The organism is Ureaplasma canigenitalium ATCC 51252, assembly GCF_000712165.1.
GTDB lineage: Bacteria > Bacillota_I > Bacilli_A > Mycoplasmatales > Mycoplasmoidaceae > Ureaplasma > Ureaplasma canigenitalium.
Genome location: NZ_JONZ01000004.1, coordinates 195,826 through 218,499, shown reverse-complemented (window position 1 = coordinate 218,499; position 22,674 = coordinate 195,826). Strand labels below are relative to the sequence as shown.

17 protein-coding genes are annotated in these 22,674 nt (G+C 31.4%); 6 read left to right on the top strand and 11 right to left on the bottom strand.

Annotated elements, in window-relative coordinates:
• Window positions 1-66: 66 nt before the first annotated feature.
• The 9 genes from T416_RS03630 to T416_RS0100890 all read right to left on the bottom strand — a co-directional run bounded on the left by T416_RS03630 (window position 67) and on the right by T416_RS0100890 (window position 11,000).
• Entirely contained in the window at window positions 67-1,158 is a 1,092-nt protein-coding gene (locus tag T416_RS03630; protein WP_051675864.1) for an SMC-Scp complex subunit ScpB, long form, read from the bottom strand.
• Window position 1,159: 1 nt separating this feature from the next.
• Window positions 1,160-1,990 (bottom strand): segregation and condensation protein A, encoded by an 831-nt coding sequence (locus tag T416_RS0100925; protein ID WP_031488967.1) that lies wholly within the window; start codon window positions 1,988-1,990, stop codon window positions 1,160-1,162.
• Complete coding sequence (locus tag T416_RS0100920) at window positions 1,968-2,783, bottom strand: lysophospholipid acyltransferase family protein (RefSeq protein WP_084277118.1); 816 nt, start codon at window positions 2,781-2,783, stop codon at window positions 1,968-1,970. The genes T416_RS0100925 and T416_RS0100920 overlap by 23 nt, the downstream gene beginning before the upstream one ends.
• A 9-nt stretch (window positions 2,784-2,792) precedes the next feature.
• Window positions 2,793-3,479 carry a (d)CMP kinase gene (gene cmk / locus T416_RS0100915; RefSeq protein ID WP_031488965.1) on the bottom strand — a complete coding sequence of 229 codons (687 nt, stop codon included), beginning with the start codon at window positions 3,477-3,479 and terminating at the stop codon, window positions 2,793-2,795.
• Complete coding sequence (locus T416_RS0100910) at window positions 3,479-4,066, bottom strand: hypothetical protein (RefSeq protein WP_031488964.1); 588 nt, start codon at window positions 4,064-4,066, stop codon at window positions 3,479-3,481. Before T416_RS0100910 ends, cmk begins: the two co-directional genes overlap by 1 nt.
• A 66-nt stretch (window positions 4,067-4,132) precedes the next feature.
• Entirely contained in the window at window positions 4,133-5,254 is a 1,122-nt protein-coding gene (locus T416_RS0100905) for a YbhB/YbcL family Raf kinase inhibitor-like protein (RefSeq protein WP_031488963.1), read from the bottom strand.
• Between the two features lie 216 nt (window positions 5,255-5,470).
• Complete coding sequence (gene dnaK, locus T416_RS0100900) at window positions 5,471-7,282, bottom strand: molecular chaperone DnaK (protein WP_031488962.1); 1,812 nt, start codon at window positions 7,280-7,282, stop codon at window positions 5,471-5,473.
• 138 nt (window positions 7,283-7,420) lie between these two features.
• Entirely contained in the window at window positions 7,421-7,945 is a 525-nt protein-coding gene (locus T416_RS0100895) for an adenine phosphoribosyltransferase (RefSeq protein WP_031488961.1), read from the bottom strand.
• 13 nt (window positions 7,946-7,958) lie between these two features.
• A complete protein-coding gene (locus T416_RS0100890; RefSeq protein WP_031488960.1) occupies window positions 7,959-11,000 on the bottom strand; it encodes a hypothetical protein in 3,042 nt (1,013 codons plus the stop codon).
• Between the two features lie 360 nt (window positions 11,001-11,360).
• Between T416_RS0100890 and T416_RS0100885 the strand changes: the two genes are divergently transcribed.
• Genes T416_RS0100885 through dnaG form a run of 6 tightly spaced genes read left to right on the top strand, consistent with a single transcriptional unit; the run spans window position 11,361 to window position 17,367 of the window.
• Window positions 11,361-11,852: a hypothetical protein gene (locus T416_RS0100885; protein WP_031488959.1), complete on the top strand. Its 492-nt coding sequence runs from the start codon at window positions 11,361-11,363 to the stop codon at window positions 11,850-11,852.
• Window position 11,853: 1 nt separating this feature from the next.
• Window positions 11,854-12,297 carry an rRNA maturation RNase YbeY gene (ybeY, locus tag T416_RS0100880; protein WP_031488958.1) on the top strand — a complete coding sequence of 148 codons (444 nt, stop codon included), beginning with the start codon at window positions 11,854-11,856 and terminating at the stop codon, window positions 12,295-12,297.
• Between the two features lie 4 nt (window positions 12,298-12,301).
• Window positions 12,302-13,207 carry a GTPase Era gene (era, locus tag T416_RS0100875; RefSeq protein ID WP_031488957.1) on the top strand — a complete coding sequence of 302 codons (906 nt, stop codon included), beginning with the start codon at window positions 12,302-12,304 and terminating at the stop codon, window positions 13,205-13,207.
• A complete protein-coding gene (recO, locus tag T416_RS0100870) occupies window positions 13,207-13,983 on the top strand; it encodes a DNA repair protein RecO (protein WP_031488956.1) in 777 nt (258 codons plus the stop codon). The genes era and recO overlap by 1 nt, the downstream gene beginning before the upstream one ends.
• A gap of 59 nt (window positions 13,984-14,042) precedes the next feature.
• Window positions 14,043-15,455, top strand: a complete 1,413-nt coding sequence (locus T416_RS0100865; protein WP_031488955.1) for a glycine--tRNA ligase — start codon at window positions 14,043-14,045, stop codon at window positions 15,453-15,455.
• Window positions 15,433-17,367, top strand: coding sequence for a DNA primase (gene dnaG, locus T416_RS0100860; RefSeq protein WP_031488954.1), 1,935 nt, complete (start codon window positions 15,433-15,435; stop codon window positions 17,365-17,367). Before T416_RS0100865 ends, dnaG begins: the two co-directional genes overlap by 23 nt.
• Here the strand turns inward: dnaG and mip are convergent.
• Together mip and T416_RS0100850 are read right to left on the bottom strand one after the other, a co-directional pair.
• A complete protein-coding gene (gene mip, locus T416_RS0100855) occupies window positions 17,364-20,042 on the bottom strand; it encodes an Ig-specific serine endopeptidase MIP (protein WP_031488953.1) in 2,679 nt (892 codons plus the stop codon). The genes dnaG and mip overlap by 4 nt on opposite strands.
• Window positions 20,043-20,113: 71 nt before the next feature.
• Complete coding sequence (locus tag T416_RS0100850) at window positions 20,114-22,549, bottom strand: putative immunoglobulin-blocking virulence protein (RefSeq protein ID WP_051675863.1); 2,436 nt, start codon at window positions 22,547-22,549, stop codon at window positions 20,114-20,116.
• Window positions 22,550-22,674 lie beyond the last annotated feature (125 nt).

Genomic DNA, 22,674 nt, shown 5'->3' with positions numbered 1-22,674 from the left:
TCTCCGTTTTTGATTAAACAAAATTAATTTATTTTAGCAAATCCATATTAATTTTGCTATTTATTATTATTCACTATCATCGTTTAAATAAGGATTAAATGGTGCTTTCTTTTTATCTAGTTTTGGAAGTTCGCTGAGTGATCTTATCCCAAAAAGATCAAAGAATTTTTGTGTTACAACATACTGAAGTGGATTACCTGGTGCTTTCATTCTACCTGCATCAGCAACAAGACCAAGATTAATTAGTGCATGAATGGCACTCGTCGGATCTTTATCGCGAATTCGTTCAATCATACTTCTTGTACAAGGTTGGTGATAAGCAATAATGGTAAGGGTTTCAAGGTTCCTTTGACTTAAAGGATTTTGTGGCTTATCATTCACAAATTTAGAAATAACGGATCGACTATTTGGGTTAGTCACAATTTTAAAACGGTCACCAAAACGGACAAGCACAAGACCTTTTTGCTCTTTACTATAAAAAGACTTTAAATCATTTAAACAAAGGTTTAGGTTGTCTCCGTCAAGTTCAGTTGCTCTTTTTAAATCATAGAAGGTGATTCCTTCCTCACCAGCAACAAAAAGAAGCGATTCGATCTCGTGACGTTTACTATATTTTTGTTCTTCGGTTAAGTTTGTATATGAAAAATCGTTTTTAAATTGTTTTACTTTTTGATGAACTTCTTTTTTTAGAACAGGAATTTGTTTTTGATTTGAATCAATATTTTGATTTTCATTGTCATCAAAATAATCATCAAAGGTTTCTTTATTAGTTCCTTCTTCACTGATTTTTAGTTTCGACTTAAGTTCTTTTTTGTTGAATAATAAGGGTTTTGAAGGAATATTGTTCTTCAGGGTTGTTTTATTTTTTAATTGATGATTTTTTTGGCTAACTAGATTAAGAAAGTCGCTCCCAGTCTTGATTTTATGTTGATTCGAATCTGCTTTCACTTCTTGATTTATGTTTATTTTTTCTTTATCAGTAAGATAAATCGAATCTTCGTTATCCTCGTTTTTAGTTAATTCAATAGTGTCGTCCTTTGAAGAAATAAAGTCGTTCAAAGCAAAATCTAAATCGTCTTCTTGTTTTTGGTTTTTTTTATTTTTGTAAAGGGTATAAGTAATTAAATCATCATCCTTTTTTTTGTAATCCTTACTCATATTATTCACCATCCTTACCAGCTACATTATTAATTAGATCATCGACCTTTTCTAAGCTTAAACTTTTATCCTTATTTAATATTAAAAGATAATCAAGTTCATCAATCAATTCAATACTAATCATTTGGGTATGAATAAGACATAGGATAGTAAAAAAGATTACACTAAAATATTTTTTATTCCAGTATTGATGACCTATATGCATTAAATAAGAAGTTAAGTTAGCTTGATTATTTACTGAACCTTCAAGAAAAACAAGGATATTATTCATAACTGTTTTAATATCGTAATCAGTATTAACGAAATCAACTGGTTTAATAATTTCATTATACGAAAGAAGCAGTTTTTCCATAACTTCCCTTAGGATGTTTACATCAAGGTTCTTTGGAAGCTCTTTGTAAATAATTTCCGTTGACCGGTATTCATCATAATCTTGCTTTGGTAAATCATAAAGAAGTTCCCGGAAATCCTTTCGTGAAGTTAAGTAGAGAGCAGCTTCTTTAATATTGTTATACTCAATAATTCGTTGGAAAAGATCATCACGCTCTTGTTCAATATTAAGCGGAATTTTCCCATCAAGTGACGGAAGAAGGAGAGCCGTTTTTAGTGATATTAACTTACTCATATAATTAAGATATTGAGATAAATTATCAAGTGGAAGACGATGCTCATTCGCTTTTACAAAAGCAACATATTGGTTAGTTAATTCAATAATATTGATATCATTAAGATCCATTCTACCTTTTCTAATTAACTCAACAAGTACATCAAGTGGACCATCATAAACATCAATTTTTAGTTGAAAAGTATTATTTGTTGGCAAATTGATCATATGATTTTAACTTATAAACCTTTTTTAATCGCAGGTATTCATTCAAAATTAAACCCCTAATTTTCTTCATCGTAATCTCTTTATTAATATTCATATAATCAAAACTATTAATTGGGTTTAAAAAAGATACAATGACTTCACGTGGTACAAGGAGATTACGGTGCGGAAGCTTATTATTTTTCTTATCTTTTAATTCAAGACAACCGATGTCATTAGCAATGGCAAAGGGTTGGATGCTAGCTTTTGTCTCATAAGCCGAGGTAAGAGCACCTGGCTTAAAGTCACCAAAGTCTTCTTCAATCATTCTTGTACCTTCGGGGAAGATGACAAGACCACGTCCTGTTTCTTTTACCATATTTTTTTGAAGTTCAATTGTTTTCGCAACTTGACGAAGGTTGTTTCGGTCAATATAAATAGTGTCAATAAGGTCAAAAAGGGGACTGAAAAAACTTTTCTCCAATTCTTTTTTTGCGACAAAAGTAACATTAATTCCTGCCTTGTAAAGAATGCTAAAAATCACAAGTGGATCAATGTTTGATTTGTGGTTTCCAACATAAAGCATTGTCTTATCGAATAACATTTCCCGATTCTCAATTTTAGGCTTAATTGCTATTAAGTAAAAGATTGCAGATAAGATGGTGTTAACTTTTTTATAACGATCTTTTAACGGAATACTTTCAGGATCTTTTTTATAACTATTCGCCATTAATTTAGCTGTTAGCATCATAAAGAGAATATAAAATACAACGAATGGTAATGCTAATATCCATAATAATCCTTTTAAAAAATTCATAATCTTTTCCTATCTTTTTTCTTTGTTTTTTAATTTATCGTTGTATATACCTAGAATGTAAAGAGCAGTCTCTTCAATGTTCATTCCATCATTCATAATTTCATAAGCATCAGTTGCTTTTTTTAGCGGTGCGATAGCACGAGTCATGTCCTGAGTGTCCCGGTAAAGGAGTTCATCAAAAATTTCTTCATAAGTTTTATCCTTCATTCCAAGACTTTGGTTTTGAAGAAACCGACGGGTTGCTCTCTCCTTAAGAGTAGATGTTAAATAAATTTTAAGAAAAGCATCAGGGAGTACAACGGTACCAATGTCACGACCATCCATTATGACATCAACCTGTGATGCTAGTTTTTTAATAATGTTATTCGCATAATCTCGAATCCTTTGGTTCATACTTAAAGTACTTGCCTGGTTAGCAACCTTTTGGGATGCGAGTAAAGAAGAAATTTCTTCTCCATCGACCACCACCTTATCACCATTAAAGTTTAATTGATATTGGTCAAGAACGGTAAAATGACTATCATTAATTGTTAGCGGTAAGTTAGCTTTATTAATCAAATAGGCTATCGTTCGATAAACAAGTCCAGTGTTAATATAGGTTAAATGCAGTTTATTAGCTAGTCATTTTGCGACACTACTCTTACCAGAACCAGAAGGTCCGTCAATTGCTATACTATAATTCACTTTCTTATTCATTAAATTACCCCACCAATAAAAAGACCAAGTACAATAATACCAATTCCAAAGGTAAGGAAGATAAAAGAAAGAATGGCATAAAATCCTTTTTTATTGATCTTCTCTTTTACTTGAATCGCCTTCATTGTAATACTTGTTTTTTCCTTATCGTATGTAATTTCTTGTTTAATTTGATAATCATCAAACAAAATTAAATTAGTTGGTTTTTTCCGGTAAACTTCAATTCCTTTTTTAACCACATCAACTTCGTTTTCAATGACCGAATATAGTTCATGATCTTTTAACTCTTCGTTTTTCTCGATATCATTAAAAGCATCAACCATCGTTTCAAGTTCAGTAACCTTATAGTTACTAATTTTATTCATTAAATCAAGAATTACTAGATTCTCAGGTCAAACATAATTAATGTAGGAATCTTCAATATGAATAGCTTCGTTAATTAAATCGTGATCAAGATAAAGGATAGGTTTGATTTTTTTAAAAAGTTCATTATATTGTGCAATATAAAACTTGTTTCTTTGATAATAAAAATCGAGTCCTTTAATTGACTGGTAATAATTACTAAACAATTGTTTACGATGGTGCATATTCTTACCTTATTAATAGTATAAATTAAACATTAAAAAAACTTGTCTGTCACAAGTTTTTTTAAGTTATAGTTTTACACGCTTACTAATAAAACCAATAACATGCCCTGAAATAATGTCGAACATCCCGGATGGACTCTTATCTTTTGTTTCTCTTATTTCAGTAACATCCCGGTCAATCGCATAAACATTAATGGTATAAGTGTTCTTTTCGTTATACAAAGGATCTGCTAAAATACAAAACTCATAAATAAGGTGACGATAGTAATCTTGTTGAAAATGAGTTAGATCAGGTCGGAGACCATATGTATTTAAAAAGGGGATATTTTTTGAATAATCCTTTTTATTAAAGATTCGGGCATAGTGAATGAAGGGAGCACCGTATTTTTCATAAAGGTGGTTGCTTGTAATTAAAATGGCATAAGCTTTTGCACGACGGTTATTATCAACTACTTTGAAATGACAATTCTTATGTATCTTTAGATAGTTAAGGTCAATTTCATCATAGTAATTTAGTTTAAGATCGGTAATTAACAAGTCTTCAATCATGTAGTATGTACCACATGTTTTTTTCATTATTAACGGTTCTGTGTGCATTGTATTATGTTTCTGCATTAAACGATTTTCATTAAAAGTTAATCTAGGACAGTTAACATATAAAACACCATCAGTAATGACACCTAACTGATCAATGATTTTTTCAAACTCTGTTAGGTAAAGTTTTTGATCTTGGTCGTAACCTTCAAGTTCATTCATTAAAGCATAAATTTTAATTTCGTATTTATGTGTTTTATTCGGTGGACAAGGAGCAAAATATCCCTTACCATAGCGAAGATTATTACTTAGGTTAACAATGGGATGGGTAAAATGACAACTAGCTGTATTTTCCCCTTCAATTAAACCAGGTGTGTTATTTGATGAATCAAATTTTAAAAAGGGTTGCTTGATGTTAAGACAATACCAATGAACAAATGGTACCCCCATCACCCCGCTTGCCTCGTAATCAGTAAAACAAAGAGCATAACTCTTTGCTCCTTCAACTGGTGTTCAAGCAACTCCAAATGACTTATGACTATGCCCAACGCTTTCGTCATCAAGAAAAAAATTGCGATCTAAGTTCTCAACTTTGATTTTTATATGATCATCTTTAGTTATAGACTCGAGGTTTTCGTATATTGATTTGTGCATGTCAGTTTCTCACTCTTTGCTATTATATTTTTTTTTTTTTTAAGGTGATGAAAAATAAAATGGTTATTAACTTTTTTATTAATAAAAAGTAGAATTTTTACCTATTTTTTAACATAGTATCTTTTTAATATAACATAAAAGGCTAAAAGGGGAACATTTAAACAAACAGACAAAAAAAGATGCTTGTGCATCTTTTCTCATAAAAGTGAATAATCGTTACTTCTTTTCTTCGTCAGTTACGACAGCCTCTTCAGGATCTTGTTTTGAAGAATCATTAGATGAATCACCGCTTTGTCCAGGTTGACCCTTCATAAATGAAGCAGCTTGATTAATCATATTTTCAATCTCTTTAACCTTCTTTTCAAGGTTTTCATAATCGTTTGCTTGTTTTAAACTTTCAAGTTCGTCAAGTAGTTTTTTAAATTCTTCTTTCTTATCAGCCGGGAATTTTTCATCACTCATAACTTGGTTTAATTGATTAATAAGAGCATCAGCTCGGTTTACGACTTCTCGGTTGTGTTTTACTTTTTCGTCTTTTTCCTTGTTTTCTTCAGCTTCCTTAATCATTCGTTCAATTTCCTCTTCACTTAGTCCTTGAGCATCCTTAATTTCAATTGAAGCTTCTTTTTGAGTTTTTAAATCTTTAGCATGAACTGACATAATTCCGTTCGCATCAATATTAAACTTGATTTCGATTTGTGGAACACCAGCTGGAGCGGGATCAATTCCACTTAGTTCAAAATTACCAAGAAGTTTATTATCACTCGCTAATGAACGTTCTCCTTGAACTACACGGATATCAACACTTGGTTGATTGTTTGAAGCAGTAGAGAAGATTTGAGATTTACTTACCGGGATTTTCGTATTTCTTTTAATAAGTGGAGTCGCAATTCCACCCATTGTTTCAATACTCAAAGTTAGTGGCGTAACATCAAGAAGAAGAATGTCATCAATTTCTCCCGCAAGCACTCCCCCCTGAATTGCAGCTCCAAGAGCTACAACTTCGTCTGGGTTTAGTGAACGGTTCGGTTCTTTACCAGTTAGTTCTTTAACTAATTTCTGCACCGCAGGAATTCTTGTTGAACCACCGACTAGTAACACTTGATCAATTTGTGAAAGTTCAAGTTTAGATTCAGCGATAGCATCAAGCACTGGTTTTTTACAACGTTCAACTAAATGTTTAGTTAAATCATCAAAAGTTGCTCGGTTTAATTCTTTTTCAAAGTTGACAGGGTTGTTATCTCCATCCATTGCGATGAATGGTAATGAAATGGTTGTTGAATTAACACCACTTAGGTCAATCTTTGCTTTTTCAGCCGCATCCTTTAGACGTTGCATTGCCATCTTGTTCTTTGAAAGGTCAATGTTGTGCTCTTCAGCAATTGATTTTAGTAATCAATTAATGATGACTTGGTCTCAGTCGTCCCCACCAAGATGGTTGTCCCCACTTGTTGAAAGAACTTCGAAGGTACCATCGGCCATATCAAGAATGCTGACATCAAAAGTTCCCCCACCAAGGTCAAAGACAAGGATTCGTTGCTCTTTATCTAATTTATCAAGACCGTACGCAAGAGCTGCGGCTGTCGGTTCATTAATGATTCTTTCAACTTGTAAACCAGCAATAATTCCGGCATTCTTTGTCGCTTGACGTTGTGCATCATCAAAGTAAGCTGGGACGGTAATAACAGCTTTACTAATTTTCGTGTTTAGCTTTTTTTCAACAAAATTTTTAATATAAAGAAGAATCTTAGATGAAATTTCTTCTGGAGTGTATTGCTTATTTAAAATTGAAACTGTTTTCTTAGTACCCATTAAACGTTTAATACTACTTACTGTATTTGGGTTTGTAATTTGTTTACGCTTAGCAGCTTCTCCAACAATGACCTCATCATTGCTAAATGCAACGACACTTGGTACTGTTCTCTTCCCTTCTGGTGTTTCAATTACAATTGGTTTTTTATTTTCAATAATAGCGACACATGAGTTCGTAGTCCCAAGGTCAATCCCTAAAATGATTTCCTTTGCCATGTTCATATCCCCCATAATTAATGTTAATTGAAAGAATTATAAGGTAAAAATTAGCAATTGTCAATATAGAGTGCTATTTTTTATTTAAAAAGAAAAGGTAGCTCGTGCTACCTTAAATTAGAGTAATAGAGAATGTAACTAGTAGTTAATTAAACTATAAATATTACCACTTAATTTTTTATCTCCTTCAAGGAAGTTTAATTTAATTAGGAATAAACTACCAACAACTATCCCGCCTGCTTGACGAACAAGATCCTCGACAGCACCAACAGTACCACCTGTCGCAAGGAGATCATCAACAATTAAAACTTTCATTCCTTTTTCAAGTGCATCCTTATGCATCTGCATTGTTGATTTTCCGTATTCTAGACTATAATCAGCACTATAAACTTCACGAGGAAGTTTATTTGGTTTTCTAGCCATCACAAAAGGTTTATTAATTTTAAGAGCAAGTGGTAAACCAAATAAATATCCTCTTGATTCAACACCCACAATAGCATCTACATCAAGTGACGCAACATGTTTAGCAAACTCATCGATAACGAAATTAATAATTTCTGGTTCAAGGAAAAGGGGAGTAATATCTTTAAAAATAATTCCGGGAGAAGGGTAGTCAGGAACATCCTTAATTTTCGACTTTAAATAGTCTTTGTCTATCTTCATAACTTTCTAACTCCTAAAATTTATTGATTTTTACAATTGGTTGTTCATCATATTTATCATAACTAAATAAATACTTGTTATTCAATAATTTTAATTTTACCTTATTTTCTTTATGGACTCTAGTAAACTTAGTTTTTGAAAGAAGATAGATTAATAAAATTGACGGTAAATAACTAAAAAGGAAACCAACAACAATAAGACCGTTAAAAGAAACAAGTTCAAGCGGAAGGAAAATCATTCCAAAAAGGAGAGTAAATACATAAAGGATATAAATAACATTGTAATTAAACAAATGTTCAATTAATGATTTACTAGCAGTTGTCTCGTGTTCAATACCACTATTTACCTTCATCATCTTTTGATTAAAACTAAGAGATGAAATATTGACATAAACAAGTAGAACTACACTCATAACATTAAGTGCAATCGGTGAATACTCATTAACATCAATTCTAAAGAGCATTGGGTAACCTAAACTAAGAAAAAAACTGAAAAGCAGAACGATATTCGCAATTAAACTATAGAAATTACGGAACCAAATAAATGATCAAATAATGTTTACAGCAAAAATAATGCTATAAATCGCAAGAGCATTATAGAAGATAGAAGTTCCACCGTTTGGATTAGAGTTTAAAACTACAAAACCGTCACGGTATAGCAAAGCGAGTTGGTTAAGATCATCATTAAAACTTGTCTTGTTTGGATCAAAATAAATCTCTGTCACCGGTTCATTATAAATGATTGACTTAATGCTCTTGAAAGGCTTAAGTTCGTTTTTTGAAACATCGAATTCAATTTGTCCTTTAAACAACGAACCAAATAAATAACTACTGTCAGGTCTTAAAAAAGATAGTAGTAAAATCCCGGCAATAGCAATAAATAAAATGACTATCATAGTCGCTGCTAATGCTTTTTTGTGTTTAAGAACTCTTAATAAATAAGCAGAATTAGATGTACCAAGTGCCTCATCAAAATTAGGTTGGAAATCAAATGCATTGTTATTAATCGCATTCACCTTCATTAAGTAAATACCTGATACATAATGTTTAGGCTTATTACTCAAAACATAACCAACGGTGTAACTAAGAAGTAAAAAAGCGAGAAAACAGAAAATGATGTTTGTAAAGACCCCAAAAATAAAGTTGTATCCAAATGTACTATGGTAATACTGACCAAAATACATAAAGACAAGGGAAGCAAAAAGGAGAAGGAGATACATCATTGTAAAGTTAAACAACGACTTAAGGATTGCTTTCTCAATCGCATTCTTAAAACTATAGTTATCTCTAATATAGCCTTTAAAAGTATTGTTAAAGTTAACGAAAAGGAAAAGCCCAACAAAAAGAGAAGCAATAATTGAAGCATATGATTGTGGACTAAATCCAAAACCACTTGAAGTAATAATTGCAAGATGCGATGTGAACGATGTTGATGAGAGAAGGAAGAAGATTGCTCCGCCTGTTTTATATAAAATAGAAACAACAATTCCAACAATCAAAATCATCACAGCAAGACCGATTAAAACTATTTCATAAGTTTTAAGTGGAGTTGTTGAAATAGCACCATTATTAAAAGTGCTCTTAATTCCTCTTGTTGAATCAAGTACAGATTTAAAATAGTGAGCGTAGTTTTTGTTAACCACATCAAAATGTGGATTGATTAACATAAAATCAAAAGCACTACCAGCGAGTAATCGCAAACTATCAACAGCACTAGTTGGAAGATTATCTGGTTTTAATTCCAAGTGATCAGCAAAATAATCCTTGTTTTCTTTATCTTTTTTAGGAAAATAACTAAAGAATGTTTGATAATCAATTGCTCTTACATATTGATTAATTAAGGATAAGTCCTTAATGTATCATGAATAAAACATTTCATAATCTTTAAAGACTTTATTTTGACCTTGCGGATTGCTCGTGTCACGAACTTTATGCTTATCGGTTTTATAAAACTGACTAATAACCTTAAGTAGTTTATCTTTTTTTGGATCAAAATTATAGTTTAAATCGGTGCTACTAATATAAAAATCTTCATATTTAAAAGTCGAAAGATTGCTCTTTATTCAGTCAATATAAGCACGTTCTTCACTATCTTGGTTAAGACCGTTATAAACAAGAGTTAAATAATTGTATTCATCAACAGAAATGTTTTTTTGGTCAAAACCAAAAGCAAGTAAGGTTAATAAATTTAGTTTGTTAACAAGTGCATCACGGTTAAACCAAATTAAATAACTTTGTTTAGGATCAACTTTTTTTGACTCGGGACGTCCGTTAAAATCACGTACTACATCCTCGTATGTTCGTTCCTCGGTTGGATTATATCCAAGATTAATTCTGAATTCTTGGTCAAAATCCCTCAAGTTTAACGGTAGGTCGCCATTGAATTGTTTTAAATCAATAGATAGTTGATCTTGTGTTCTTTGATTCCGTCGATTGTCCGCATTTATAGTAACGGAATGCACATTATTTTTCTCAACATTACCGTTTACCAATAATTTATTTTCAGTCTGGAAGCGGTTATCCTTGAAAAGTTCAGACTTCTTCTCTGACTTAACTAACAGTTGATTAATGTTTTGAATTTCAACACGGTTGGAGTTAGCGAACACAGATAGTAACTGCAATTTCGCTCGCACTCGTTCATCTGTATTTTCTCCATCAATTAAACTAAGAATGGAAAGGTTATTACTATTCGGCACAAAATTATATGTAATATAACCAATCGTTTCCGAACCAGTCTTCTTTTTAGAATCAGTTCTAACTCCGTAACTTGCTTTAATTTCCTGAAAGCCAATTTGTTCGTAGTTACGAATATTCTTATCAGATATTTCCTTTAAAACAGCTAGGTTTTCGGTATTTGTTTTAAATGAATCAAGACTAACATAAGTTGTGGTCTCAATAGTTCCGTTGAAATTTGCTCCAGGTTTACCTTTTGTAATGGTATAAGCAGTCGTTCCCGCAATAATACCCGCTGCAGCCAACGAAAAGAAGCATAGACCAGCTGCTGCTATGCTTTTCTTCTTTTTGAATGGATTTTTAAACTGCTTTGATTCATTCATACTTAATACTAATAATAACTATAAATTATAAACATTAAATAATATTGTTGACAAATTTTTCTAAAAAAGAAATTTTTCTGCGAATAAATAAGTAAGGTAAAGGAGGTTAGTATTCTAAATTATAAACAAGCTACAGCATTTATTAAAAACAATAAAATTTATAGTGCTATTTTTTATATTTTATCTGTGAAAGGTTTAAGGATTACAAGACAAAATATTGGTTATATTTTATCGTACTTAAAGTATCGTTGCGACCCTTTTCATTTGATAAATTTAATACCACTTTTTAGAGCGAAGAGTCTTGATTTTAAACATCTCAGGGTTATTGGAAACATTGAATTTTACCTTCGTTGCTTTATTATGTCCCTGATTTCAGTTTTCGAGCATTTAGTTAAGGTTAAACTTTGAACTTTAATTAATGAAAAAAATATTGAAAATATTGATCACTATTTTCCACAACTGATTAAAGTAGACGAAAAGTTAATGTTTCCCTATTTTCAAAATATCTTTACTAGGATTTCGATTTCGGAAGCTGTTTATATTATTGGCGAACTCGAAAAAAAACAATTAAAAATCGACTGTCAACTGCTCCGTGAGATAAGAAATTATGTGATGCATCATAATCGACTTGTCGATTTAATTCTAAAAAACCAAAGCGGTTTTTTTCAAACAATTAAATTCATTATTGAATTTATTATTGAAAATGCACAGAGTAAAAAAATAATAAAAAATGCGAAAACTCATTTTTTTAAACTTTTGCAGTACTTTAATAACAACTTATCGCTTTTTATTGATTATCATTTAATTATCCAAATATATGATGGAATTATTGATTTAAAGAAATATTACTAATATGGAAATTAATATCTACAGCAGTGTTGACGAATTTGATACCAAAACATACAAGCCAATATTTGATAATATTGCCGCTTATGTTTTCTCTAAATTAAAATTAAATACAAACCGTTTTTTAGAGGTCAATATAGTAGATCGAGCAGAGATTAGGGTTATTAATCACAAATATCGAAATAAAGACCGTGAAACTGATGTCATTTCGTTTGCTTTTGATGAGTCAGGTTTTATTTCTTTTGCCCTTGGTGAAATTTACATATGCTATCCTGTTGCGGTTGACCAAGCAAAAGAATATCAACATTCGGTTTATCGTGAGATTAATTTTCTTTTTACACATGGTTTACTCCATGTTCTAGGGTATGATCATATCGAAGAAGATGATGCTGCAATAATGTTTGGTTTTCAGGACGAAATTCTTGATTATTTTAAAATTATGAGGGGGTAATCTTATGAATGAAGTAAAATATGCGAAGGTAGCTATTATTGGAAAGTCAAATGTTGGTAAGTCAACATTAATGAATTCCATTAATAATAAACCGATATGTGTTGTATGCAACAAACAACAAACAACAAGAAATGCAATCCGTGCTACCTACAAGGACGAGACAGCAACTATTTTATTTATTGATACACCAGGATTCCATATTCCAAAATTCAAACTTGATCATTTCTTAAACGATGAAGTAAAAAGCACTCTAAACGAAGCTCATATTGTTCTTTATATGATTGACGCACGAAACTTCAACCGGGAAGATGATACACAACTAATTGAAGAAATTATTAACCAAAAGAAGGAAAACATTTTTTTATTAATTAATAAAATGGATCAAGTAACTGACCGTAAATCACTTGATAAACATATTGAAGAATTAAAAACCAAACTTCATCCAAAAGAAGTTATTTACCTTTCTGCGATGAATACTGACGATGCAAAAAAAATTCTTGAATTAATCAAGAAATATAGTTTTACTAATGTCGTTAGTGATTATGTTTTTGAAGTTGAAGAACAAAATGATAAGTTTATGGTTCGTGAAACAATCCGTAAGGTGTGTCTTGAAGTTTTAAAACAAGAAGTACCTCATGGGATCAATGTTGAAATTGAACGTGAAGAATACAATCAAGAACGTCATATGTGATACATTAATGCAAATCTTGTTGTAGAAAAAAAATCACATAAACCGATTGTAATTGGAAAAGGTGGAACAAAAATCAAAGAAATCGGAATGACAAGTCGTAAATTACTTGAAGAACTATTTGATTGTCAAATTATGCTTCATCTTTTTGTTAAAGTTGAAGAAGATTGACGAAATGATCCTAATCGTCTTAAAGCCTTTGGTTATAGTCAAGAAGATTAATGAAAAAAGAGACAAATGCTACTGGTTATTTAATTAGTCGTTATGATTATGATGTGTTCGATGAAATCTTAATTTTTATCCTTGAAATTAAAGATGAAATTGATCCATCATTTTCTTCTTATCATAAAATCTCAATGTTCGGGCAAGGAGTTAAAAGAATTACATCTAAAAATAGTCGTAATTTAATTTTTGGTAATTATCTTGATGTGGTTTTTTTTCAGAGCCAAAAACAAGATAAACTATCTAAATTAAAAAAAGTTCTTACTCTCGATAGTGTTGGTCAAAAAATTTCTAATTCTTATTTAGTAACGACTATTAATTTTTTAATTGAACAAGTCAATAATTTCAATCATCATTGGTTTTTTTGATATCAAAAATACTTGTATGAAATCTACCGTGGTGGAAATGATTTAATGCTTACTATTTACAGTATCATTGATTTTCTTTTTCTAAACGGTGTCACATATATTCTTAATCATTGTGTAATATGTGAAAAGCAAACAATGCTTTATACTTTTAGTAAAAAACACCGCGGAGTCATTTGTAAACCGTGTTATGACAACCTTTTGCTTAATGAGAAGGTTTATGATGTATCAACGATTAAAATGTTTATCAAAATTTGTTACAAGACTGAATCTATTGAAATCGACGATGACTCAATTCTCTTTAGTGTTCTTTTTTTTCTAAATGATTTACTAAAAAATGATTTAGGTATTAATCTTAAATTCATTAAAAATTTTAAGGATCATTTTTGACTTAATCGTCAAATTGCTTAATTTATCAATGTTGTTTACTATATTATTAATAAATATGTAATTTAGAGTATCGGTAATTTATGAGTAAAATTTATTTTAAAAATCAAGTTGATTTGGTGAATCACCTAAAAGCACAAGGATATGTTTTTCCTAACTCAGAAATTTACAATGGCCTTGCTAATGCTTGGGATTATGGGCCGCTTGGAGTGCTACTTAAAAATAACTTAAAGAAATTATGATGGGATTTCTTCGTCACTTCCGCTCCTGATATGGTCGGTCTTGATAGTGCCATTATTTATAATCCGCTAGTATGAAAAGCTTCTGGTCACATTGATAATTTTAGTGACCCATTAATCGATTGTAAAGAATGTAAATCACGTTACCGTGCTGATAAACTAATTGAAAACTTTGATGAAAATATTCAAGTTGCTGAAAATTTTACTAACGAACAATTCCAAAAAATTTTATTGGATAATCAAATTAAATGTCCATCTTGTAAATCATTTAATTGAACTGATATTCGGCAATTTAATTTGATGTTTCAAACTAGTATGGGTGTTGTTGATGAAAAGAAAAGTATCGTCTACCTTCGTCCTGAAACGGCCCAGGGAATTTTTACAAACTTTAAAAATATTCAGCGATCATCGAGAAAACAATTACCTTTTGGTGTAGCACAAATCGGAAAAGCATTCCGCAATGAAATTACTCCTGGTAACTTCATTTTCCGTACACGTGAGTTCGAACAAATGGAAATTGAATATTTTCTTAAGGAAGAGTATGCTCATGATCAATTTTCTCATTTTGAAAACAAAATTAGAGATTTCTTAATTAATAAGGTTGGTTTAAGCGATAAAAACCTACGGATTCACGAACACCCAAAAGAAGAATTGTCTCATTACTCTAAAAAAACAATTGATTTTCAGTACAATTTTATTCACGGATTTAGTGAACTTTATGGGCTTGCTTATAGAACTAATTACGATTTAACTGTTCACCAAAATTTATCAAAAAAAGATCTTACTTATCTTGATCCATTAACTAATGAAAAATACATTCCACATGTTGTAGAACCTTCTGTTGGTCTAGAGCGATTAATGTATGCACTTTTTACCGAAGTTACTTACATTGAGAAAATAGGTGATGACGATGAACGGATTGTAATGGATTTAAATTACGATCTCGCACCATACAAAATATGTGTTCTTCCTCTTATAAATACTTTTAAAAAGGAAGCATATGAACTTTATCTAAAACTTTTAGAAATGGGTGTTAGTGCTACTTTTGACCAATCTGGGTCAATTGGAAAACGATATCGACGCCAGGATGCGATTGGTACCATTTATTGTCTTACCGTTGATCACGATTCCTTTAAAGATGAATCAATCACTTTCACCATTCGAGAACGAAACTCAATGAAGCAAAAACGAGTTGCTTTTAATGAATTAAACAAATATCTTTCAAGAGAATCACATGAAGTATTCAAAAAACTATAATGATGAGTTAAGTAGAGTGGTTGATGAATTAAACATTGTCGATGTTATTTCCAGTGATGTATCTTTAACTAAAAAAGGGAATAATTTTCTAGGTCTTTGTCCTTTTCATAACGAAAAAACCGGAAGTTTTACTGTAAGCCCTAAGAAAAAACTCTTTAAATGTTTTGGATGTGGTGTTGGTGGTAATGTCATTAAATATTACCAACTTAAAAATAATTTAAGTTATTTTGATTCGGTTATTAAACTAATAAATAAATATAACCTAGACATAAACCTTAGTGACCGTCTCATCAAACAAAAAGAAGTCAGTGATCAAAATAATAAGATTTACGAACTAAATAAACTTTATTTTGATCTCACATGTCTTCATCTTTTAAAGTTAAAGAAATACGAAAATATACTTAATTATTTATCATCAAGATTAATTACTACCGAAGATATTGAGTATTTCAAAATTGGTTACAACGATAACGATGCTTTTGTTAAATATATATCTAGTAATCAAGAATATGTTCAGAACAAAGTTAATGATTTTTCATTTAAAATGGTCGAAGAAAATTCACTAATTTCTAAAAAGGATAACGGGTTATATACCGACTATTTTAATGACCGAATTATTTTTTCTATTGACGATGAATTAGGTAATTTAATTGGTTTTAGTGGTCGAACTCTAAGTCAAAACAAAGAAGTTTCTAAATATAAAAACTCAAAAGAAACGAATATCTTTCAAAAAAGAAATACTCTTTATAATTTTAGTCGTGCTCTTTTTAGTATTAGAGAAGATGGAGTTATTTACATTGCGGAAGGTTTCTTTGATGTAATAAGTATTCACAAAGTCGGATTTCAAAATGTAGTTGGAACAATGGGAACTGCTCTGACAAAGGAACATATTAATTTACTCAAAAAAAACGATGTTTCTGTTGTTGTTCTTTCTTTTGACAATGATGATGCAGGAAAAATAACCACGAGAAAACAAGGTGCTTTCCTATTCGAAGAGGGCTTTGTTGTTTTTGTCGTTGATCAATCTGCAATTTCAGAAAAGGATATGAATGAATATTTAATTAAAAATGGTGATGAAAAAACAAGGAATTTAATTAGTAATCAAATTGATTACTGTACTTGATTGATTATTAATCATCCGAAGGAAAAAAACAATACTCCTGCTAGTAATGAGAGTATGTTTAAAAGATTAATCGATTATGTTAAGAATTATGGAACTAGCAAATATATTTCAAACTATTTTAATCAACTAATGAAAAGAATTCCTTCCTTTGATGAAGAGTATGTTTGAGAAATATTAATGAAAATCTTGAACAAGCAAAATTACATTAAAGAGAGAATGTTTGGTAAAGAATTATTAAATAAAAATAATAATAAAATATCACCTATTAATAGTAGTTATACAAGCGGAGAATATAATTGTCTTGAACAAATAATTTTTTGATTGTTTAAGTTTACTTCGCAAATTAAATTTATCTTAAACAAGGAATATATTGATGAAATCCTTGAAAATACCAAAGCAAAATTTTACTTTTCCATTATTGAAGGATATTGGGATAAAACATACTTAAACATAGACCAGGATATTAATCATTTTATCGAATATATCTATCAGGAATATATACCTGACGATGAAAAAATTAAAAGTTTTTTAACGATTATTAACTCAAAATTTATGCACTTTAAATATGGTATCCAATATAATGTCTGAAGTGTTGAAAACGATTCACAAGAGTCTTTTGTTAAGCAACTTGATTACTATTTAATGCTCGTTATTAACAAGAAAATCAATTATTGGATGAATTTATTAAAGAGCAATATTAGTGAAGATGTATCTATTAATTCAGAAAAATTATCGCACTGGTTAAAGATAAAGGAAAAATATCTAATAAATAAAAAAACTTCCACCTAGGAAGCTTTTTTTGTATCATCGAATTTAAATTCATTTGGTATATTGTCAACCTCAAAACCATTTTTAAAAAGGTTTGTCTTCTTCCCAGGCTGACCGTTATATAGGTTCTTAAGTGCTTCACGGTATGACGAACCTTCTTTTTGGTCTTTACCATTTCCGTAAATAAGGTCGTATTGAGCTAGATTATAATTACCATAAAGATTCTTATAGTCAAATCCTTCGCTTCTAAAAGCAGTAGCTAGACCTGTTTTGGTTTGTTCATCACTTCGGTTGTAAATCCCAATTAACTCATTATTTTGATTTCTCATACTACTTCCAGATGAACCACCCTTTGGACTATAGTCACGTAGGATATATGTAAGACCATATGATAGGTATTGTTTATTATTCTTGTCAATATAAGCAGTAAGACGGCCTGTATTTCGGTCTTGTGCGAATGGAGCGGCAAGGAAGATGTCGCTAACTCCTGGTTTGTTAGTGAAAGTTAAATAAGAAATGTTTTTTGAAAGGATATTACCTTGATTATAAATTTGATCGCTTAAATCAAAATTATAGCCTGAATCAATTTCTTTAAACTTCTTCTTAGATTCTTTATCAATAAAGTTTTCGAAGAAGTAAGCAGGGTTTTGATTAACTCATAATGAAGTTTGTTGAGATGCTTCAGCATTTAACTTGGCATTATATTCGTTCTCACTTAGATTCCCTTTTTCTGTCTTACCAATATACGGGAATCGGTCAGAAAGAGCATTTGGGTAACCAAGCAAGAATATTTGATCCTTATTATTAAAGTAGTTAGCTGGACGATCAATTTCTCTTCGATGTGCTTTTGTATCAACTTTATCATAGTCTTTTAAGTAAGAATTATGGATAAACTTGATATGTTTGTCGGTCTTAGTAGCATAGTCATGAGTTATCTCTTTAGCAAGATCTATTGCCTTTAACTTCATAACTTCCGGATCTTTACTTTCGCTAACCAATTTTTCAAAATCAACCATTACGACAGCAAAGTCAGCAAATACATCACCATCTTTAAATTGTTCTTTTAGTGTAGGAGTAAGATAGTCTTTTGGGTTGTTTTTTAGAAATGATTTTCCTTCGTAAATAACCTTAACAGCATCTTGATTAACTTTTTTAACTTCTGCAAGAGTTTTATCTTGTAATTGTTTTGCTTTTTCTTCGTCAGTACCACTTAATGAATTGTGATCAATGTTAGGAATGAAGTTAAACACTTTTGTATCAAAATGCTCGTCACTTTGAGCGAATCCAAAATCGGTTTTAACTGGTGCAGTAGGTTTAATTGTCGTCATCGAGAATCCAGCAAGATTCTTTGTGATATGTTCAGCCACATGGACATTTGTCGCAAAGAATCATTTTGTAGGATATGTTTGGTTATCAGTTTGTTCAAAGTCAAGGATTCACATTGTACCTACAGTTGAACCGACTGTTTCTCCTGCAGGTTTTCCGTCTTGTCCAATCGGATTTAAGATGTGGCCATAACTAACAGAATAAGTTTGCAGAGCAATTTCTCTGTATGTTTCATTAGGAAGAATACGTGGAACACCAGAAGCTAAATCAATTCTTCGATTATAGAGATCAAGGTAGCTAGGCATCTTTGGTAGATAGTTGTTCGTTGGGTACTGTTGACCTTGACTAATAGCATTGGTTTTTGGATACGAGATACCTTCAAATTGACCATCCTTATATGAAGGGATAGCGAGATCACGGAAACCGGCACTATGGAATTTAGGAATATCAAGTCCTGCAGCAGTTTCGTCAAATTTTTCAATTTGTTCTTTGGTAAAAGTGGCATCGTTTCGGTATTTTGAAAGAAGACCGAAATTTTCATCTCCCTTAGGAGTATCGGCAAAATTTGGATTTGATGCTAACTCGTTAACAAGGAATCGAACTAATTTATCATTATCACGATAGAAACGCTCGTTGTTATTTTCTAACTTATTGTAGTCATCATAACCGCTACGGATAGAATAAGTTTGAGGATCTAGTACAACTCCTGTATGATCAATTCCTAAGTTGTTCTTCTTAAAACCGTTTAATGATGCTTTTTTAATAACGGTAACCGGATTTTGATCTTTGTCATCACTAAATGAAAAAGTGACTGAAACGACTCCTTTTCCGGTTACTACGTTAATTGGAACAATAGGGGCATCGGGATTTTGAAAACCTTCAATTTTTCCGTTTTGAATCACTACGTTCGTGTATTCGGGTTCATACTTAACATCAAGCACACGAACTTTATCTTTGTCTTTTCCTTCAATATTAACTTTAAAATCATCTTTTTTAAATCCGTTAATTTCAGATAAAAACACTTTGCTAATGTCCTTATTGCTTAGCTTGCTAGTGTCTGGGGTTACACTAATCATAAGATCTTGAAGCACTTTAACAAGAGCATCTTCTTTTTTCTTGCGATCTTTTGAAGCATCCTGACCATTATTGTTTGGTGGGGTATGTGATTCACCATTTTCTCCTGGTTGTTTAGGTGGAGTTGGTTCTTTTTTCTCTGGTCCACTCTCACCTGGTTTTTTCTGTTTACCGTCTTTTTCTTCTTTACCTTTATTAACACAAGCCACTACTGCTGATGAAAAAAGACTAATAGCAACTAGGCTACCACCTAGGATACTAAATAGTCTTAATGTCTTTTTCGTTTTCTTAGTCATATGTGTATCTCTTATTTAATCTATTTATATTTAATAAATTATACTAAATAAAGATAAAATTCGAAGATACACTAAATATAGTCTACATCAGATGTTGACGGATCAACAACTTCAATATCTCCAAAACCTGAACTTGAAACAAGTCCTTTGATACTTTGGTCAGTAATTTGAAGTTTTTTCAGATTGTGATCACGGTCAAGTTCTTTAAGGACTGCAAGGTTTCTTAAACCATCTGAATTTAAATTACCACCGGTCACTCTTATTGTGTTCGTAATCGAACCATTGCTGTAAAGAATTTTCGCTTTTACCATAGGGTCAAGAGACATAACATCTTTAAATTGAGCTTGATTCAATTCCTCAGCACTAATTTCAAAAACAGGACCATCATTATGAAGAGTAAGAAGAATTAATTTTCTTGATCCATTTTGTGGTTTTAAGTGATCATTAAATCGTAAGCCACGAAGTGATTTCAATTTTGTCATTCTACCAAGGTCAAGACCGGTTGGATAACTATTACCACGTTCGTCGTGGTCAGGACTAAGACCGGAACCAAAACCACCTTGGAAGAAGCCTTCGTTATTTCTTACTCAGTAAGCCAATCTTAAACCATCGTTAATTAATTCAAACGGATTTGATGAACCTTCAAGGTAATCTTCATCATCAAAACTCAGAGTGTTAAAGGTAATACGTGAGTAAACTTTTACATCACGGCCATAATCACGACTTACATTATAGTCAGCGGTGTTTACTCATTCAACATTTTTTAGTGCGAGCGGATTAATGTTCCATGTATCAAGAAGTGAGTTACCACCAGTATATAGTGAAAGTTCCTTAATATGCTTGTTTTTAATCGCTTTTAGATAAGAAGTGTTTTGTGTTTCAAAGAATAATTCAAGTTGTGGAAGTTCATCAGGAAGGGCTTCGAAAATCTTATAGAAAGATTGATTCGTATCATTCTTACCAATATTAAAAATACGATAAGAAGTAATCTTTTCACCAGCATTTTTTAGTTGATTAATTAATTCAAGAGTTTTCTTATAACCAGCAGGGTTCGATGCATCAATTTTAACAACAAGACCTTTGTTAATTTGACCAGGTTCGTTGATTGGTTTAACACGAATTAACTCACTAACTTCAATTCCGTCAGTCGTATTAAAGTTATATTTTTGAGCATATTCCTTAGTCTTATCATCTTTAATTCATCCATCATAGCTTCCGTTTAAGATGTCAGAAGGACTTCTCTTTCAAGGTGAGTTATAACTAAAGACACGTCGCTTGTAATTGTTTCGTGTGTATTCTGCGATAACATTGTTGTTTTCAGCAGGTGGACTAAAAGTATGTGAGTTAATTGAACCATCGGCTTCAATATAAACTTCGCCACCAAGGGTATATCCTTTTTTAAGTTCTTTTTCCGCTTCACTTGAAAGTTTCGTGAACTTAGTATAATCAAGATATTTAAGGTAAGTAATGTATCTTAAATCACGATCTTGAATATTTTTAATTTGCGGATATTTCTTTTTACCTTCTTCGGTTAAAAAATTAACAACATTAGGGGATTCAAATAATCTAAAGTACTTATAGAATAAACCCTTATAAAAATCTGGGTTTTGATTCATGAAATCTTTTAGTTCAGAATCAGGAATTTGACCATCGGTAATCCACTTAACTTGCGGGATATTATTAATGCCTTGAATTCGTTTTCGACCAAACTCAACATTGGCATTACGGAATTCGTCAGTAACTTCAAAAGACTTAATTTTTGGTACTGTTTGACTAATATAAGGGTTTCGGTTTTGAAGACCTTTTTGTCTGTCTTCTTCAAAAGTTTGTCGTGGACGTACCGGTTCTTCTTCTACGTTAATTTCAACATACTTGTCGCCGACCTTAATTTTACGTTTATTTTTCTGCAATTTTGGTGCTTGAGCAACTGGTGGATTTGCTTTAGGTGGTTCTTTTTTTTCTTCCTTCTTTTGAATTTGTGGTTTAACAGGGGGAGGTGGTGGAGGAAGTTCTTCTTTCTTTTCAGGTGGTGGAGGAGGGGTTGGTTTTGGTTCTTCTTTTTTGGGTGGAGGAGGTGGAGGAAGCGGTTCTGGTTCTGGTTGCTTTTTAGGCTGTTCAGGTTTTTCTGGTTCAGGTTTCTTTTCTTCTGGTGGAGGAGGTGGTGGAAGTTCTTCTTCCTTCTTTTCTTCGATTTTTGGTTTTTCTTCTTTAATATCGATAATAATGTCAGGAATAATTAATTTAGGCGGTTCAATTACCTCAGGGGCTACCGGGTCATTTTGATCAAGTTTCTTTAGGTTATTATCAAAACTTGAATCGATAACTTGGTCAAGATCACGGTTACCGTCTTGAAAGGGATAACGGTTGTGCTCATAAATTAACGAATTAATTTTCTTGTTACTATTTTTGGGATTGTTAAAATAAACAGATAAACCAATACCTGTCGCTACCGCACTAACAGCGGCTAAACTGGTTAGTGATATTAAAGCGATTTTTGATTTCTTCATAGATAATAATCCTTTATAGAATTGTTCTTGTTATTCGCCATTAATATTGATATTTAAAACTATATTTCTATTTTAATAAAATCGGATGGATGATGAACAACATCAATGAAAAATAGTAGGTTTTT